At 76.0% G+C, this 16,322-nt stretch carries 16 protein-coding genes, 1 pseudogene and 1 riboswitch; of the genes and pseudogenes, 8 read left to right on the top strand and 9 right to left on the bottom strand.

Features of this window, described 5'->3' with window-relative positions; translation table 11 throughout:
* Positions 1–8 precede the first annotated feature (8 nt).
* Positions 9–1,235 (bottom strand): fatty acid desaturase family protein, encoded by a 1,227-nt coding sequence (locus GOBS_RS24805; protein ID WP_012951011.1) that lies wholly within the window; start codon positions 1,233–1,235, stop codon positions 9–11.
* 28 nt (positions 1,236–1,263) lie between these two features.
* Positions 1,264–2,364: a ferredoxin reductase gene (locus GOBS_RS24800; protein WP_012951010.1), complete on the bottom strand. Its 1,101-nt coding sequence runs from the start codon at positions 2,362–2,364 to the stop codon at positions 1,264–1,266.
* A 154-nt stretch (positions 2,365–2,518) separates the two neighbouring features.
* Between GOBS_RS24800 and GOBS_RS24795 the strand changes: the two genes are divergently transcribed.
* Positions 2,519–3,706, top strand: coding sequence for a PucR family transcriptional regulator (locus GOBS_RS24795; RefSeq protein ID WP_012951009.1), 1,188 nt, complete (start codon positions 2,519–2,521; stop codon positions 3,704–3,706).
* Between the two features lie 166 nt (positions 3,707–3,872).
* Here GOBS_RS24795 and GOBS_RS24790 read toward each other — a convergent pair whose 3' ends face one another.
* Positions 3,873–4,478, bottom strand: coding sequence for a class I SAM-dependent methyltransferase (locus GOBS_RS24790; protein ID WP_012951007.1), 606 nt, complete (start codon positions 4,476–4,478; stop codon positions 3,873–3,875).
* A gap of 129 nt (positions 4,479–4,607) precedes the next feature.
* Between GOBS_RS24790 and GOBS_RS24785 the strand changes: the two genes are divergently transcribed.
* The 4 genes from GOBS_RS24785 to GOBS_RS24770 all read left to right on the top strand — a co-directional run bounded on the left by GOBS_RS24785 (position 4,608) and on the right by GOBS_RS24770 (position 6,708).
* Positions 4,608–4,871, top strand: coding sequence for a hypothetical protein (locus tag GOBS_RS24785; protein WP_012951006.1), 264 nt, complete (start codon positions 4,608–4,610; stop codon positions 4,869–4,871).
* A gap of 72 nt (positions 4,872–4,943) precedes the next feature.
* On the top strand, positions 4,944–5,318 hold the full coding sequence (locus GOBS_RS24780) for an ArsR/SmtB family transcription factor (protein ID WP_012951005.1): 375 nt from the start codon (positions 4,944–4,946) through the stop codon (positions 5,316–5,318).
* Positions 5,315–6,085 carry a cation efflux transmembrane domain-containing protein gene (locus tag GOBS_RS24775; RefSeq protein WP_012951004.1) on the top strand — a complete coding sequence of 257 codons (771 nt, stop codon included), beginning with the start codon at positions 5,315–5,317 and terminating at the stop codon, positions 6,083–6,085. Before GOBS_RS24780 ends, GOBS_RS24775 begins: the two co-directional genes overlap by 4 nt.
* A complete protein-coding gene (locus tag GOBS_RS24770) occupies positions 6,082–6,708 on the top strand; it encodes a methyltransferase family protein (RefSeq protein WP_012951003.1) in 627 nt (208 codons plus the stop codon). The genes GOBS_RS24775 and GOBS_RS24770 overlap by 4 nt, the downstream gene beginning before the upstream one ends.
* A 52-nt stretch (positions 6,709–6,760) precedes the next feature.
* On the opposite strand, the gene GOBS_RS24765 is transcribed toward GOBS_RS24770, so the two are convergent.
* The 5 genes and pseudogenes from GOBS_RS24765 to GOBS_RS29895 all read right to left on the bottom strand — a co-directional run.
* Positions 6,761–8,107, bottom strand: coding sequence for a DNA polymerase IV (locus tag GOBS_RS24765; RefSeq protein WP_012951002.1), 1,347 nt, complete (start codon positions 8,105–8,107; stop codon positions 6,761–6,763).
* A 195-nt stretch (positions 8,108–8,302) separates the two neighbouring features.
* Positions 8,303–9,118, bottom strand: a complete 816-nt coding sequence (thiD, locus tag GOBS_RS27885) for a bifunctional hydroxymethylpyrimidine kinase/phosphomethylpyrimidine kinase (RefSeq protein WP_041242708.1) — start codon at positions 9,116–9,118, stop codon at positions 8,303–8,305.
* Between the two features lie 5 nt (positions 9,119–9,123).
* Entirely contained in the window at positions 9,124–9,783 is a 660-nt protein-coding gene (thiE, locus tag GOBS_RS29100) for a thiamine phosphate synthase (protein WP_012951000.1), read from the bottom strand.
* Positions 9,780–10,154, bottom strand: coding sequence for a hydroxyethylthiazole kinase (locus GOBS_RS29425; protein WP_279432628.1), 375 nt, complete (start codon positions 10,152–10,154; stop codon positions 9,780–9,782). Before GOBS_RS29425 ends, thiE begins: the two co-directional genes overlap by 4 nt.
* 79 nt (positions 10,155–10,233) lie before the next feature.
* Positions 10,234–10,569: pseudogene (locus GOBS_RS29895) on the bottom strand (hydroxyethylthiazole kinase); the annotation flags it as partial.
* A riboswitch (TPP riboswitch) is annotated at positions 10,563–10,658 on the bottom strand. Its footprint overlaps the pseudogene before it by 7 nt.
* A 251-nt stretch (positions 10,659–10,909) precedes the next feature.
* On the opposite strand from GOBS_RS29895, the gene GOBS_RS24745 reads away from it, so the two are divergent.
* Positions 10,910–11,644, top strand: a complete 735-nt coding sequence (locus GOBS_RS24745) for a sulfite exporter TauE/SafE family protein (RefSeq protein ID WP_012950999.1) — start codon at positions 10,910–10,912, stop codon at positions 11,642–11,644.
* A gap of 152 nt (positions 11,645–11,796) precedes the next feature.
* Here the strand turns inward: GOBS_RS24745 and GOBS_RS24740 are convergent, their stop codons facing one another.
* The gene (locus GOBS_RS24740; protein WP_012950998.1) at positions 11,797–13,551 is read right to left on the bottom strand and encodes a DEAD/DEAH box helicase family protein; all 1,755 of its coding nucleotides are present in this window, start codon (positions 13,549–13,551) and stop codon (positions 11,797–11,799) included.
* Between the two features lie 69 nt (positions 13,552–13,620).
* Between GOBS_RS24740 and GOBS_RS24735 the strand changes: the two genes are divergently transcribed.
* The gene (locus GOBS_RS24735; protein ID WP_012950997.1) at positions 13,621–14,466 is read left to right on the top strand and encodes an alpha/beta fold hydrolase; all 846 of its coding nucleotides are present in this window, start codon (positions 13,621–13,623) and stop codon (positions 14,464–14,466) included.
* On the top strand, positions 14,463–16,217 hold the full coding sequence (bluB, locus tag GOBS_RS24730; protein ID WP_012950996.1) for a 5,6-dimethylbenzimidazole synthase: 1,755 nt from the start codon (positions 14,463–14,465) through the stop codon (positions 16,215–16,217). Before GOBS_RS24735 ends, bluB begins: the two co-directional genes overlap by 4 nt.
* The last annotated feature ends 105 nt before the right edge of the window (positions 16,218–16,322 follow it).

Here is a 16,322-nt window from a genome sequence, read left to right as displayed (position 1 = left end):
GGCCTCTGTCAGGCGGCGGCCGCCCGGGTCAGCCGGACGCCGGCAGTCAGCTTCCGCTGGAGTGTGCGGCGGACCTTGGGGCTGCCCGTGGTCATCTTGTAGAGCACCCCCAGCTGCGACAGCAGGTTGCGGCGGTTGGTCAGCTCCAGCCAGCCGTTGGGCAGCGACAGCCGGATGATCTTGTGCCAGGCCGAGCCGACCTGCTGCGGCAGCGGCGCGGTGTGGTAGTTCAGGCCGTAGCGGTCGAACAGGTCGCGGATCTTCGGCGCGATCTCGGCGTACCGGTTGCTCGGCAGGTCCGGGAACAGGTGGTGCTCGATCTGGTGCGACAGGTTCCCGGTCATGATGTGCATGGCCTTGGAGCCGGAGATGTTGGCGGAGCCGAGCATCTGGCGCAGGTACCACTCACCGCGGGTCTCGCCCTCGATCGACTTCTTCTCGAAGGTCTCGACGCCCTCGGGGAAGTGCCCGCAGAGGATCACCGAGTTCGACCACAGGTTGCGCACCAGGTTGGCGGTGAAGTTGGCCGCGAGCGTGGGCAGGAAGTTCGGACCCGACAGCAGCGGGTGGATGACGTAGTCCTTGCGCACCTGCTTGCCGATCTTGCGCAGCACGGCCTTGGCGCGCGCCCGGAACTCCGGGTCCCCGGTCCGCTTCTTGGCGATGGTCCCGGCCAGCTCCAGGTCGTAGGCGGCGATCCCGTACTCGAAGAAGCAGGCGTTGATGAAGCTCCACAGGGGCTGGCCGAGGTGGAACGGCTGCCACGGCTGGTCCTCGTCGACGCGCATGATGCCGTAGCCGAGGTCGTTGTCCTTGCCGACCACGTTCGTGTACGTGTGGTGCATCTCGTTGTGCGAGTGCTTCCACTGGTCGGCCGGGCTGGCCATGTCCCACTCCCACGTCGTGGAGTGGATCTTCGGGTCGCGCATCCAGTCCCACTGGCCGTGCAGGATGTTGTGCCCGATCTCCATGTTCTCGAGGATCTTGGCGACCGACAGGCCGATCGTCCCGACCACGAACGCGGGCGGGAAGCCCGAGGCGAGCAGGACGGCGCGGCTGCCCAGCTCGATCTTGCGGTGGACGTCGATGACCTTGCGGATGTAGCGGGCGTCGTTCTCGCCGCGGGTGTCGATCACACTCTGGCGGATGTCGTCGAGCTCCTTGCCGATGAGCTCGATGTCCTCGGCGGTGAGGTGCTCGATCGGGTTCTCGGTCTTCTTCTGCAGAACGGTCATGCGGGGGGCTCCCAGCGGGTCTCGGGGATCAGTGGTCGATGTCGCAGGCGCCGGCGGCGGCGCTGATGCAGGTCTGGATGAGGACGCCGTCGCCCGGCGCGGCCGTGGTGACCTCGCCGTTGCGCAGGTCCCGGACGGCGCCCTCGCGCAGCGGCAGCACGCAGCCGAAGCAGATGCCCATCCGGCAGCCGCTCGGCATGAGGACGCCGGCGTCCTCGGCGGCGTCGAGGATCGGGGTGGCCCCGTCGGCCTCGATGCTGGTGCCCTTCCCGGTGAAGGTCACCGTGCCGCCCTCGCCGGTCACGAGGACCGTGGGCCGGAAGCGCTCGGTGAACAGCCGGTCGGCGATGCCGGCGGCGCTCCAGTGCTCCTCCAGCGCCTCGAGCATGCCGACCGGGCCGCAGGCCCAGGTGGCGCGCTCGGCGAGGTCGGGCACCAGCTCGGCGATCGCGGCGGCGTCCAGCATCCTGGCGGTGTCGGTGTGCTGCTCGACCAGCCGGATCCGGCCGGCGGCGGCCAGCTCGCGCAGGTCCGCGCCGAAGACGACGTCCTCCGGCGTGGGCGCCGAGTGCACGACGACGACGTCGGTGAGCTCGTCGTGGTTGCGCAGGATGCCCATGACCGGGGTGACGCCGGAGCCGGCGGTGACGAACAGGACCTTGGCCGGCGCCCGTGACGGCAGGACGAACTCACCGGTGGCCTGGTCGAGGTGCACGAGCGTGCCCGGCTGCGTCCGGTGCACCAGGTGGTTGCTGACCTTGCCGCCCGGGATCGCCTTGACGGTGATGCTGATGCAGCCGTCGGGCCGGTCGAGGTGCGAGGTGAGCGAGTACGCCCGCCACATGCGCACGCCGTCGACGTCGATGCCGATGCGCACCCACTGACCGGGCACGTGGCGCTGCCAGTCCGCACCCGGGCGGATGACCAGCGTGGCGGCGTCCCGGGTCTCCCTGTGCACGGCGACGATGCGGCCGCGCAGGTCGGCGCCGGCGCGCAGCGGGTTGACCATGTCCAGGTAGTCCGCGGGCAGCAGCGGGGTGGTCGCGGCCTCGGCGAGGCGCACCACCCGGTCACGCAGCGCGCGCAGGGCCGGCCGGGCCGAGGGAGGGCGCGGAACGGTCGCTGTCATACCTCTGATGGTTCCCAGCTCACCGCGCAGTTACCTGTGCCCTGGGCGTGAACCTGCCGCCGGATACTGTCCCCCCCGAACAACCGCAGCTCCGGAGGACGTCGGTCGGGGACGCGGCTGACGGACAACGGCCCTGAGCAGAAGAGGGGTGTCGATGGCGCCGGAGCAGGACACCTTCCCGCCCGAGGTCGCGGCGGCGATGCAGGGCCAGCTGCCGGCCGTGGCCGAGCGGACCGTCGCCGCGATCGTCGTCGAGGTGCCCAGCTACACCGAGGCTTTCACCGGGGTCATGGGCCGGAAGATCGAGAACGCCGTCCAGCTGGCCCTGGGCGCCTTCCTGGAGCTGGCGACGGCGAGCGGCGGTGGCGACCCCAGCCGGCCCATCGGCCCCGCGCTCGAGGGCGCCTACGCCCTGGGGCGTGGGGAGGCCCGCAGCGGTCGCACCATGGACGCCCTGCTGGCCGCCTACCGGGTGGGTGCCCGGGTCGCCTGGCGGCACATGAGCGAGACGGCTGTGGAGGCCGGCATGCCCGCCGGGTCGCTGGCCCGGTTCGCCGAGCTGGTGTTCGCCTACATCGACCAGCTGTCGGCGGCCAGCGCCTCCGGGCACGCCGACCAGCTCGACAGCAGCGGCCGGCTGCGCCGCCGCGACCTGGAGCGGCTGGCCGAGCTGCTGCTCACCGGGGCGCCACCGTACGACCTCACCACCGCCGCCGAGCGAGCGGACTGGACGCCGCCGCGGACCCTGACCGCGGTGCTGGTGCCCGAGGCCCGCGCCCGCGGCGCCCTCGGCGTGCTCGACGTCCGCACGCTGCAGGCCGGTCAGGACCTGCCCGGGACCGAGCCCGGCGCCGAGCGCTCGGTGCTGCTGGTGCCGGACGCCGACGGGTACGCCCGCGCTCAGCTGGTCCGGGCGCTGACCGGCCGGGAGGCCGTCGTCGGCCCGGCCCGGCCGTGGCAGCAGGCCCGCTCCTCCTACTCGCGAGCGCTGCGGGCGCTGCAGCTGGACCTGCGCCCCGACGGCGACCTGCCCGTGGACACCGAGCTGCGGCTGTCCGACCTGGTCCTGCGGGCCGACGGCGAGGCGCTGGCCGACCTGCGCGCCCAGGTGCTCGCCCCGCTCGACGGGCTCGGTCCCGGCCCGCGCGAGAAGCTCGTCGAGACGCTGCGCGCGTGGCTGCTGCACCACGGACGCCGGGAGAAGATCGCCACCGAGCTGTTCGTGCACCCGCAGACGGTGCGCTACCGCATGGGGCAGCTGCGCGACCTCTACGGCGACCGCCTCGAGGACCCGCAGTCCGTCCTGGAGCTGACCCTCGCCCTCGGCGCGGCGGACCGGTGAGCGGCGTCCTGGTGGTGCACGGCCCCTGGGACCCCCCGGAGTCGATCATGGGCTCGTTGCCGGCGACACGGGGCCACACGCCGCCGGAGGCCGCAACAACCCCATGATCACGGCGGGCCGAGCGGGCCGAGCGGGCCGAGCGGGCCGAGCGGGCCGAGCGGGCGGTTCAGGCGGGGCGGAGGACGGCGACCAGGAAGTCCGACTCGGGGGTGAACGGCCGCAGGTCCCAGGTGGAGAGCAGCAGGTCCTCGGCCCAGCCCGCCGCGCGGGCGTCGTCCCGGAACTCGTCGAAGGCGTAGCCGCGGCCGGCACCGAAGCCGATCACCGCCCGCCCGTCGGGTGCCACGTGCGCCCGCAGCCGCTGCAGGACGGCGACCCGCGTGCTCGGCGCGAGGAAGGCCACCACGTTGCCGGCGGAGACGACCACGTCGAAGGGCTCCGGGATGCCGCGTGCCGGCAGGTCGAGTTCGGCGAGGTCGCCGACGAGCCACCGCGGCCCGGGGTGGTCCTCCTCGGCGGCAGCGATCAGCACCGGGTCGACGTCCACGCCGACGACGACGTGCCCGGCGCGGGCCAGCCAGCCGCCCGTCCGGCCCGGCCCGCAGCCGGCGTCGAGCACCCGGGAGCCGCGCGACAGCATCGCGTCGACCAGCCGGGCCTCGCCGGCGAGGTCGAAGCCCCGCGCCGCGAGGTCCCGGAACCGCTGCACGTAGGCGGCCGAGTGGCCCGGGTCCTCCTGGGTGATCCGCACCCACGCGCTCTGCTCCGTCACCCGCCCATGATCGCCCACACCCGGAGATCCCGAGGAAACCGGCACGTGGCCCCCAGGATCCCCACAGGTGTGCGGCCCAGGCTCGGCGAGCGCGGTCCACCAGGGGCCGCCGGACGATCGGAGGCCGCCATGGCCACCAGCACGAGCGCGGGCAGGATCCTGTGGTTGCGGACGCGACCCCTGGCGGCTGCGGAGCCCGACCTCACCGCGGACGTCGCCGTCCAGGTCGCCACCGTGGCCCTGGCCGACCACCCGGGGGCGGTCGTCGACCGGATCGAGGTCGATCCCACCGGGTGGTGCACGGCCCATCTGGTCACCCGCTCGGGCGTGCGGGTGGTCGTGCACGTCGACCGGGACCTCACGGTGGTGGGGTGGCTCGCGCTGGCTCGCTGACCGGCCCGGCGGCTCCGCGGGTCCCATGCGGTGCGGCCGACCGGGTAAGGTCGCTATCATCGCTTAGTGTCGATGAATGGAGCGCCGGTCGAGGCGGCTGAGGCGCCGGTCGACGAGGCGGCAGCGCTGTCCGCGGCGGCGTGCGTGTTCCGCAGCCTCGGTGACCCCGCTCGGCTGGCGATCCTGCGCCACCTCACGCTCGGCGAGCACAAGGTCGTCGAGCTGACCGCGCATCTGGGGCTGGCCCAGTCCACCGTCTCGGCGCACCTGGCCTGTCTGCGCGACTGCGGCCTGGTGACCTCCCGGCCGCAGGGGCGCGCGTCGATGTGGTCGCTGGCCACCGCCCCCGAACTGCTCGACGTGCTGGCCGCCGCCGAGCGGCTGCTCGCCGCCACCGGTGACGCCGTCACCCTGTGTCCCACCTACGGCGAGACGGCCGGCCGGTGACCACCGTGCACGCGCACCCGGTGCTGGCACCGTCCGAGCGCGTCCGGCTCGGGCGCCGCGCCCAGCTGCTCGCCGGGGCCTCGGTGACCTACAACGTCGTCGAGGCCGTCATCGCCGTCGCCGCGGGCGTCGCCGCCGGATCGGTCGCCCTCGTCGGTTTCGGCCTGGACTCGGTCGTCGAGGTCTCCAGCGGGCTGATCGTGCTGTGGCAGTTCCGCCACCGGCTGCCCGAGTCGCGGGAGCGGCAGGCGCTGCGGCTGATGGCGATCTCGTTCCTCGCCCTGGCCGCCTACGTCGCCGCCGAGTCCGTCCGCGTGCTCCTCTCCGGCGGCGAGCCCGAGGCGTCGCCGGTCGGCATCGGCTTGGCGATCGCCTCACTGGTCGTCATGCCGTTCCTGTCCTGGGCGCAGCGGCGCACCGGCCGGGCGCTGGGCTCGCACGCGGTCGTCGCCGACTCGACGCAGACGCTGCTGTGCACCTACCTGTCCGTGGTCCTGCTCGTCGGGTTGGTGCTCAACGCGACGCTGGGCTGGAGCTGGGCCGATCCGGTCGCCGGGCTGGTCATCGCCGTGGTCGCCGTCCGCGAGGGCGTCGAGGCATGGCGCGGCGAGGGCTGCTGCGCCCTGGGCGGTCCCGGCGGTCCCGGCGAGGCTGCTGAGGAGCCCGGCGGGGGGTGCCGCTGTCCCGACCGGTGCGGGGACGCGTGTCGCCCGCCCGCCGCGGCGCCGCACGGCCTCCGGCTGGCGCCCCGGGAGGAGCTCCGGTGAGCGGTGCCGTCGCACTGGTCCTGTACGTCCTCGCGCTGGTCGTGCTCTTCGGCGTCCGGGCACTGGTGCACCGACGACGCACCGGCAGCAGCGGCTTCCGCGGCATCTCCGGCACACCGCGTGAGGCGGGCTGGTGGGGCGGGGTGCTCTTCGTCGCCGCCGTCGTGCTCGGCCTGGCTGCTCCGCTCCTGGCCGCGACCGGTGTCGTGCGGGCCGTCCCGCCTCCCGTCGTCGGAGTGACCGGTCTGGCCCTGGCGCTGGCCGGCTTCGCCGCCACCCTGGCCGGGCAGGCGGGGATGGGCGCGTCCTGGCGGATCGGCGTCGACCCCGCCGAGCGGACGGACCTCGTCACGACCGGGGCGTTCGCCTCCGTCCGCAACCCGATCTTCACCGCGATGGTGCTCGCCCAGTTCGGCATGCTGCTGGTCGTCCCGACCTGGGTCAGCGCCGCGGCGTTCGTCGCGCTGGTCGTCGCGGTGCAGGTGCAGGTACGCGTCGTCGAGGAGCCCCACCTGCGCCGCCTGCACGGTGATCCGTACGCCGCCTACGCCGCGCGTACCGGCCGGTTCCTCCCCGGCGTCGGCCGCGGCGCCGCCGGGCCGGCGGAGGCCCGTACCCGCTGACCCGGGTTCCGTCCGGGTCCGGTCGGCGGAAGGGCTCGCACAGCGGGAGCGGCTACGGCGGCGGCGCGCGCCAGTCCGGCGGCTCCGCGGGGTGCAGGGCGGGGTCGTCGGAGGCCAGCGTGCGTACCGGCCCGGGCGGTGTCAGCGGGCCCTCGAAGCGCACGGTGACCCGCCCGAGGCCGCGGCCCCACACCCACCCGGCGCCGAGCTCGTCGTGCCGCACGTCCTGGCCGGGCCACCAGCGGGCCTCGGCCGTCAGCGGCTCGGGTACCTCCTCGGGCCGGTCGTCCGCCGCCCCCACGTCGTCGTCCGCAGCCGGCTCCCCGTCGGCGAACAGGTCGCCCTGGGCGTAGAGCGACAGCCCGGAGACGCCGACCCCGAGCAGCCGCAGCCCGCCCTGCGTGCCGGCCTCGGCCAGCAGCCGGTGCGCGATCGAGGCGATCACCCGCGGGTCGTCGGTGGGCTGGGGCAGCGTCTGCGAGCGGGTGAGCGTCGTGAAGTCGTAGCGGCGCAGCTTGAGCGTCACCGTCCGGCCCGAGTAGGCCGCGGCGCGCAGCCGGCTGCCGACCCGCGCGGCCATGCCCTCCACGTACCGGCCGAGGACGGCGCGGTCGGTGAGGTCGCGGGCGAAGGTCTCCTCCTGCGAGATCGACTTCGCCTCGCGCTCGGCGACCACCGGCCGGTCGTCCTCGGCGCGGGCCAGCGCGTACAGCCCCGTCCCGTGTGCCCGGCCGGCCAGCGCCACGAGGTCGGGCAGTGACTTCGCGGCCAGGTCGCCGACGGTCTTCACGCCCACCTGGTGCAGCCGCTCGGCGGTCGCCGGTCCCACGCCGCCCAGCCGGGTCACCGACAGCGGGTGCAGCACCTCCAGTTCCCGCCCCGGGGGGACGACGACCAGCCCGTCGGGCTTGTCGAGATCGGAGCCGATCTTGGCCATCAGCTTGGAGCTGCCGATGCCGACCGACCCGGTCACCCCGCCGGTCGCCTCGGCGATGCGCTCCTTGAGTCGCCGCGCCAGCGCCGTGACGCCGTCCACCGACAGGTCCAGGCCGGCACCGGCGGCGAGGTCGACGTAGGCCTCGTCGATCGAGACCGGCTCCACCAGCGGGGACAGCTCGCCCAGCAGCTCCATCACCACGTCCGAGGTGCGGCGGTAGGCGGCGAACCGGCCGCCGAGGAAGGCGGTCCCGGACGGGCAGCGGCGGCGCGCCTCCGCGGTGGACATCGCCGAGCGTGCTCCGTAGGCGCGGGCCTCGTAGGACGCCGTCGCCACCACGCCGCGGCCGCCCGTGCCGCCGACGACCACCGGCCGCCCGCGCAGCGAGGGCTTGTCGCGCTGCTCGACCGCGGCGAAGAAGGCGTCGAGGTCCAGGTGCAGGATGCTCGCCTCCCGCCGCACGCCCCACCTCCTCGTCGTCGCCGGCCCGTCCCATGGTCGCCCGTCCTCCGGAGGGGAGAGGAACGGACGCTCCGGTACGACCGCTGGCCGGCGACGTCGACGGACGGGGACCAGCCCACCGGCTGACTGCTGTCCGTCGTGATCATCGGCGTCCGGCTGACCGACACGCCGGTGCGGGCGGCCGGACGCCGGTGGTCAACGCGGACGCGGCTCCCAGATGCCGGCGAAGTGGTGCACCGGGCCGTGTCCGGAGCCGACGCCGAGGCCCTCCCCCGCCTCCAGCGCCCGGTGCAGGTAGTCCCGGGCGGGGTCGACCAGCCGCGTCCAGTCGTCGGTGCGGTGCCGGGCGGCCAGCGCGGCGAGCGCGGAGGACAGCGTGCAGCCGGTCCCGTGCGTCGACCGGGTGTCCACCCGCGGCCGGCGGGTGACCGTCACGCCGTCCGTGGTGGCCAGCACGTCGACGCTCTCCTCACCGCCGAGGTGGCCGCCCTTGAGCAGCACCGCCCGGGGGCCGAGCCCGAGCAGCGCGGTGGCCTGACCGGGCAACTGGTCGACGTCGGTGGCGGGGGACACGCCGAGCAGGACGGCGGCCTCGGGCACGTTCGGCGTGACCAGGTCGGCCAGCGGCAGCAGGTCGGTGCGGACGGCGTCGATCGCGGCCTCGTCGATGAGCCGGTCACCGCTGGTCGCCACCATCACCGGGTCGCACACCACCGGGCCGCCCGGGTGGTCGGCCAGCGCGCCGGCGACGGCTCGCACCACGTCCGCGGTGCCCAGCATGCCGAGCTTGGTGGCGTGCACCTCGACGTCGGCGAACAGGGTCGACAGCTGCTCGGCGACGAACTCCGGTGGCACGCCGTGCACGCCGGTCACACCGCGGGTGTTCTGCGCGGTCAGCGCGGTCAGCACGGCCGTCCCGTAGACGCCGAGCGCGCTGAAGGTCTTGAGGTCGGCCTGGATGCCGGCGCCGCCGCTGGGGTCGCTGCCGGCGACGGTCAGCGCTGTCGGCACCCCGCTCACACCCGCACCCCCTCGATCTCCGCGCGCAGCGCCCGGGCGGCCGCGGCCGGGTCGGGCGCGGTGCACACCGCCGAGACGACGCACACGCCGTCCACCCCGGTCGCGGCCACCTCGGCGGCCCGGGTGGCGTCGATGCCGCCGATCGCGACGGTGGTGAACCCGGCGGCGCGGGCCGCGTCGGCCAGCGTGCGGACGCCGCCCGGACCGAGGGCGCTCCCGGCGTCGGGCTTGGTCGGCGTCGTCCACACCGGGCCGATGCCCACCAGGTCGACGGTCCCCGCCGGCAGGGCGCGCGCGACGTCCAGCTCGGCGACGGAGGAGACGCTGAACCCGAGCAGCCGGCCGGGCCCGAGCAGGGCCCGCACCTCGGCCGGCGGGAGGTCGTCCTGGCCGACGTGCACGCCGTCCGCGCCGGCGAGCAGGGCGACGTCGACGGCGTCGTCGACCCACAGCGCGACGTCCGGCCGGTCGGCCAGCGCCGCCTGCACCGTGCGGGTCAGCTCCAGCAGCTCCCGGCGGGAGGCGGTCTTGTCCCGCACCTGGACGGTGGTGACGCCGCCGGCCACCGCGGCACGGACCACGTCGGCGACCGGCCGCGGGCGGGCGAGGGCGGTGTCGGTGACCAGGTAGAGGGTCGGGTCGAAGGGACGACTCATCGGACGTCCGCCGCGGTCAGGGCGGCGCCGTCGACGGCGTCCAGCGCGTCGAGCCACGCGGGGGCGAACGTGCCTGGGCCCGAGGCCACCCGCGCCGCCCGCTCGGCGGCGACCGCCACGTGCGCGTGCGCGGCCACCGCCCCGGTGAGCGGGTCCTCCGTGGCCGCGACGTAGGCGGCGACCAGGGCGCCCAGCGCGCAGCCGGCACCGGTGGTGCGGGTCAGCAGCGGCGAGCCGCCGCCGACGCGGACGGTGCGCCGGCCGTCGGTGACCAGGTCGACCTCGCCGCTGACCGCCACCACGCCGCCGGTGCGGGCGGCCAGCCCGGCGGCGGCCTTCGCGGCGTCGTCGGTGCTGTCGGTGCTGTCCACGCCGCGGCCGCCGCCCCCCCGCGCCGGCCAGCGCCATGACCTCCGAGGCGTTGCCGCGGACGACGGTGGGCCGCAGGCCGACCAGCTCGGTGGCCAGCTCGGTGCGGTAGACCAGGCCGCCGACGGCGACGGGGTCGAGCACCCACGGCGTCCCGGCCGCGCCCGCCGAGCGGGCCGCCAGTCGCATCGCCTCGGCGGTGCGGGCGTGCACCGTGCCGACGTTGACCAGCACCGCGGACGCGACGGCGGCGAAGTCGCCGGCCTCCTCGGGTGCGTCCACCATCGCCGGGGCGGCGCCCGCTGCGAGCAGGGCGTTGGCGGTGATCGCCTGCACCACCGTGTTCGTGAGGCAGTGCACCAGGGGGGTGCGTGCGAGGAGCGCCGCGCGGGCGGCGCGCAGGTCGACGGCCGGCATGCCGGTGACATCCCTTCGCCAGTGCGAACTGGAGCAGGTTCGACGGGTGTGCTCTCAGCCCCCGGTCGGGGACACCCCGTGCCACGTACGCCCCCGAACGTAACACCGGGTCGGCCACCGGGGCCCGGCCGGCGCGAGCCGACGACTGGTCCTGCCCCGCCTGAGCGCCGTCGTCCCCTGGTGCGCCACCGAACGGCCGGCTCCTCCGACCCACTGCCCGCGTTGGCGGGCGGGCGGAGCGGGGGGAGGTCGGCAGCACCCCGGGCGACGGACGGCCGCCGCTCGGTCCATCCCTCCCGGCCGCGGGGAGCGAGCGGGGGCTTGCGTCAGGATGGCCGGCGTGCTGCTCGCGTGCCTCGCCGTCCTGGTGGGCGCCACGGTGCAGGCCACCGCCGGGTTCGGGCTGGCGCTCATCGCCGGGCCCGCCCTCGTGGCCGTGCTCGACCCCACCGAGGCGGTGACCACGCTGATGGTCCTCGCCACGACCACGACGCTGCTCCCGCTGCTGGTGCGTCGCGGACCACGGCCGGCCGTCCGGTGGGCCGACGTCCGGGTGGTGACCCTGGCCGCCGTACCCGGGGTCCTCGCCGGCGTGCTGGTGCTCGCCGTGGTCAGCAAGGCGGCGCTGCAGCTGGCGGTGGGCGTGGGCGTGCTCGCCGCCGTGGGGCTGCAGGTCCTGCGGCGCCCGGCTCCCGGCCGGAGGGAGCCGTCCCGCTGGGCCACGCTCGGCGTGGGGTTGCTCGCGGGGCTGCTCACCACCACGACCAGCACCAACGGGCCGCCGCTGGTGCTCTGGCTGGAGCGGCGTCAGGTTGCTCCGGCGGAGATGCGCGACACCCTCGCGGCGCTGTTCCTCGCCCTCAACCTGCTCGGGGCCGCGGTGCTCACCGCCTCGGGACGGGCCGGACAGGCCCTCCGGCCGGAGGTGGTGCTGGTGCTGCTGGCCGCGGCGATCGTCGGCCACGTCGCGGGCCGACGGCTGTTCCACCTGCTCGACGTCCGCCGGTTCCGGGTGGCCGGGCTGACGCTGTCGGCGCTGGCCGGGGTGGCCAGCATCGTCGCGGCGCTCGGCTGAGGTCCACCAGAGTGCTCGCGCGGAGCACGGGCCCCTGGAGTTGATCATGGGGTTGGTGCAGGCGGACGCGCGGTCGACGGCGCGCCCTCGAGCAACAACCCCATGATCAACTCGGCGGGAGGTGGAGATCGACGCGTGGCGAGGCCGTGGCCTCAGTCGGTGAGCGCGACCGGGGGCAACCAGTCGGCGTCGAGCAGCTCGGCGATCTCCTGCAGCGCCGAGGTGTCCGCACCGGCGGTGGAGCCGCTGACGGCCAGCCGCTCCACCATCACCCGGGCCACCTGCTCCTCCACGGTGTCCCCGGCGAAGGCCACCCGCCACGGGGAGACCTGGCCGTCGCGGTGGGTGCGGCCGGTGACCTGGCGGGCCTGGATGCCGGAGAAGCGCGGCTGGTGGAACAGCCCGACCCGCGGCGTCGTCGAGGCCGTGCGACCGCCGGGCAGCAGCTCGCCGGCGTGCAGGCTGATCGACGCGGTCACGGTGAAGACGCAGACCGGCGCCTCGCCGGTCTGGAAGCGCAGCCGCTCGGCCTCGACGTCGAAGCGGTCGCGGCCGTAGATGCCCGCCACCGCGATACCGGAGTCCAGCAGCGCCTCGCGGATCGGGTCGGCCGCCGTCTCGACGAACTCGACCGACACCGCGACCTGCCGCTCGGCCTCGACCTGCGCCTTGACCCAGTCGACGGTGGCCTGCGCGCGGATCAGCCCGGCCTTCTGCCGGAAGCGCAGCAGTGCCGCCCGGCCGCGCGCGGTCTGCCGGGCCCGGCGCGCGAGCTGCATCTCGGCGCGGAACTCTTGCCACTCGGACTCGTAGGCGGCCTGCTCGGCCGGGGTCAGGGCGACCGGCGTCCCGGTCACCGACACCGGGCCCCACGGCGCCGGCCGGTGCAGCGTCGCCGGCGGCTCCCCCGCGGCCAGCCAGCCCTGCAGCCGGGCGAGGTCGGCGCGGCGGGCGTCGGCGTCCTCGGTCCACGTCCAGCCGTAGCGGCCACGTTCCACGTGGAACCCGTGCTCGGCGAGCCTGGCCGGCAGGTCCGCCCAGGCGCGCAGCGGCTCGCCGTGCCGCTGCGCGAACTGCGGCGCCAGATAGGGCAGCTCCAGCGGCGTGTGCGCCGGGGTCGCGGTGGCGGCGAGGACGAAGGGCACGTCCGTCGCGCGACCGCCGCCGGAGACGGCCTTCCAGTGCTTCCACCGCTGGGTGGTCGTGTGCCGGACCATGTGCGCCTCGTCGGCGATCACGACGTCGAACCGCAGCCCTGTCCTCTGGAGCGCGACCACCTTGGCCAGCCGGTCCCACGTGGTGACGCACCAGCGCAGCCCGCCGTCGCCGAAGCCGGCGATCGAGCGGGTCCAGTGCGGGATGGTGATGGCCGCGGGGCGGTCGGCGACGACGAGGACGCGGTCGCCGCCGCGCAGCTCGCAGACCTCCCGGGCGGCCAGGACGGCGGTGCCGGTCTTGCCGACGCCGGGGTCGTCGCCGAGCAGGAAGACGCGGTGCCCGGCCGCGGCGGAGGCGACGACGGCCGCAGCACCCGTGGCCTGCTCCTCGCGCGGCACCAGCGGCCGGCTCGGCGGCACCGGGCGCGGGGTGTCGTTGAGCTCGTCCTCGAGGAAGCGTTCGAAGGTGTACGGCGGCGGGTCGTAGGCGGCCAGCTCCGGTGGCAGCTCCCGGCCGACCCACACGTGTGCCTGCAGGTCCGCCCGCCACTGCGCGCCCGGCGCCGGGGCGCGGAACGGGACGGCGAGCACCCACACCCGCTCCCCCGGGCCGGCCACCGGCCGCTCGGGGGCGGGCCCGGCCGTGCGGCGGGCCGGCGCCTTCCGGCGGGTCGTCGTCGTGCTGCGGGTGGTGCTGGTCGAGCGGCTCTGGCTCGTCGACCGGGCTGTCCGGCGGCGCCGTCCGGGCACGGGCGTCCTCCTCTGCGTCGGCCGACGACGGTAGGTCGGCGGGACGACGGGATCTGGTGGAATCGCCGGGTGACGACGAACTCCGGGGAGCGGCTGCACGGCCGGACGCTGGGCTCGGCCGGCCCGCGGGTGGTGTTCGTGCACGGCTTGTTCGGCCAGGGCAAGAACTGGACGACGATCGCCAAGGGCCTCGCCGGCGACCACCGCGTGACGCTCCTCGACCTGCCCAACCACGGGCACTCCCCGTGGACCGACCGGGTGGACTACGTCGACATGGCCGAGCTGGTCGCCGCCGAGCTGCGCTCGTTCGGGGAGCCGGTGACCCTCGTCGGGCACTCGATGGGCGGGAAGGTGTCGATGCAGCTGGCGCTGCGCCACCCGGAGCTGCTGCGCGCGCTGGTCGTCGTCGACATCGCCCCGGTCGAGTACCCGCTGTCCGGCGGCCGCACCGACGACCCGGACGAGGAGGCCTCGCCGTTCGCCGCCTTCATCGCGGCCATGCGCGCCATGGACCTCGACCGCCTCGAGACGCGAGCGGACGCCGACGCCGCGCTGCAGGCCGCTGTCCCCAGCAGGATGGTGCGCTCCTTCCTGCTGCAGAGCCTGGTCCGCGAGGGAGTGGGGGCCGACGGCGGCTGGCGCTGGCGGCTCAACCTCGAGCTGCTCGAGCGCGACCTGGGCGAGCTGCGCGGCTTCCCCGAGCCACCGCCGGGGGCCCGCTACGACGGCCCGGTGCTGTGGGTCGCGGGTGCCAGGTCGCACTACGTGCTGCCCGAGGACCGCGCCCGGATGGAGGAGCTGTTCCCGAACACCCGCCTGGTGCGGGTCAAGAACGCCGGCCACTGGGTGCACTCCGAGCAGCCGGAGGTCTTCCTGGAGACGGTCGCGCGGTTCCTCGAGCGCGTCGAGCGGTGACCGGCAGCGAGTGGCCGCGGCCGGTGCCGCTGGTCGGCGACGCGACCTCGGCGTCCCAGCGCGCCGCCGACCCCACCGGCTGGGCGATGGGCGAGGAGGTCCGGAACGCCCTGCACCGGGTGGTCGGCGCCCGCCGCGACGTCCGGCGGTTCCGGCCCGACCCCGTGCCCGGCGACGTCCTGGAGCGCGTCCTGGCCGCGGCTCACGCCGCCCCGTCGGTCGGGCACAGCCAGCCGTGGCGCTTCCTCGTCGTGCAGGACGCCGGGACCCGGGACCGGGCCGCGGTGCTCACCGACCGGGAACGGCTGCGCCAGGCCGCGCAGCTGGAGCCGGACGCCGCCCGCCGGCTGCTCGACCTGCAGCTTGAGGGGGTGCGCGAGGCGCCGCTCGGCGTGGTGGTCTGCTGCGACCGGCGCACCCCGGCAGCCGGGGTGCTGGGCCGGGCCACCTTCCCCGAGGCCGACCTGTGGAGCTGCGCGGCAGCCATCCAGAACCTGTGGCTGACGGCCCGGGCCGAGGGGCTGGGCCTGGGCTGGGTGACCCTGTTCCGGCCCGAGGAGCTCGCCGGGCTGCTCGGCCTACCGGACGGCGTCGTGACCCTGGGCTGGCTGTGCCTGGGCTGGCCCGACGAGCGGCCGCCCGCCCCGGGCCTGGAGCGAGCCGGCTGGTCCCGGCGGCTGCCGCTGTCCGACGTCGTGCTGCGCGACCGGTGGCCAGTCGAGGACGCCGGGGCGCCGGCGGCCCCGACCTCGCACCTGCGGGCACCGGACCGGGAGGCGGTCGTCGCGGCCCGGGACCAGGCCGACCGGCTGCTCACCCCGCCGGGCTCGCTCGGCGTCCTGGACCGGGCGGTGGACGGCGTGGTGGCGGCTGGCGGCGGCGCGACCTCCGGCGGCACCCTCCTGCTGGCCGCCGCCGACCACCCGGTGGCGAGCCGCGGGGTGTCGGCCTACTCCCCCGACGTGACGCGGGACGTGGTCCGCGCGGCCGTCGCGGGCAGCTCGCTGGGGGCCACGGCCGCCCGGACGGCGGGCCTGCACCTGCGCGTCGTGGACGCCGGGGTCTCCGGCGCCCCCGTCCCGGGTGCGGCGGGAGCCCGGCCCCTGGACCCGCGCGGCGACCTGGTCGACCGGGCGGCGATGACGCCGGACGACGCCCGGCGGTTGCTCGAGGCCGGCCGCGACCTGGGCGGGACAGCGGCGGCCGCGGGGCTGGTGGCCCTCGGCGAGGTCGGGGTCGGCAACACCACCGTGGCGGCGGCGCTGGCGTGCGGGCTGCTCGACGCCGACCCGGCCGACACCGTCGGGCTGGGCTCGGGCGCCGACGCCGAGGTCCTCGCGCGCAAGCGGCAGGTGGTGGTCGAGGCCGTGCGCCGGGCCCGGCGGAGCTCCCCGGGCCTGACCCGGGACCCGGTGGCGGCGCTCGCCGAGCTGGGCGGCCCCGAGCTCGCCGTCCTCGCCGGGGTGGTCCTGGGTGCGGCCGCGGCCGGGTCGGCCGTGGTGCTGGACGGCTACGCCACCTCGGTCGCCGCCCTCGTGGCCGTGCGGTTGGAGCCGGGTGTGCAGCCCGTCCTGCTCGCCGGGCAGCGCAGCCGCGAGCGCGGGCACGAGCTGGTCCTCCGGGACCTGGGCCGGGAACCGCTGCTGGACCTGCGGATGCGCGCCGGCGAGGGCGTCGGCGCGGCCCTGGCGAGCGGCCTGCTCCTTGCCGGGCTGGCGCTGCGCCGGGACACCGCCCGCGTCGACTCCTGACCGGCGCGGCCGCACCCGCCGACGAGAACCGGTCTCCCCAGTCGGGGTGGCCGGCCCGCGCGCCGCGCCCCCGGAACCCCTCACCGGCCGCCACCATGTGGTCGA

The organism is Geodermatophilus obscurus DSM 43160 (genome assembly GCF_000025345.1).
GTDB lineage: Bacteria > Actinomycetota > Actinomycetes > Mycobacteriales > Geodermatophilaceae > Geodermatophilus > Geodermatophilus obscurus.
The sequence above is the reverse complement of the archived record's forward strand: the minus strand, read 5'-3'. Positions and strand labels throughout refer to the sequence as shown.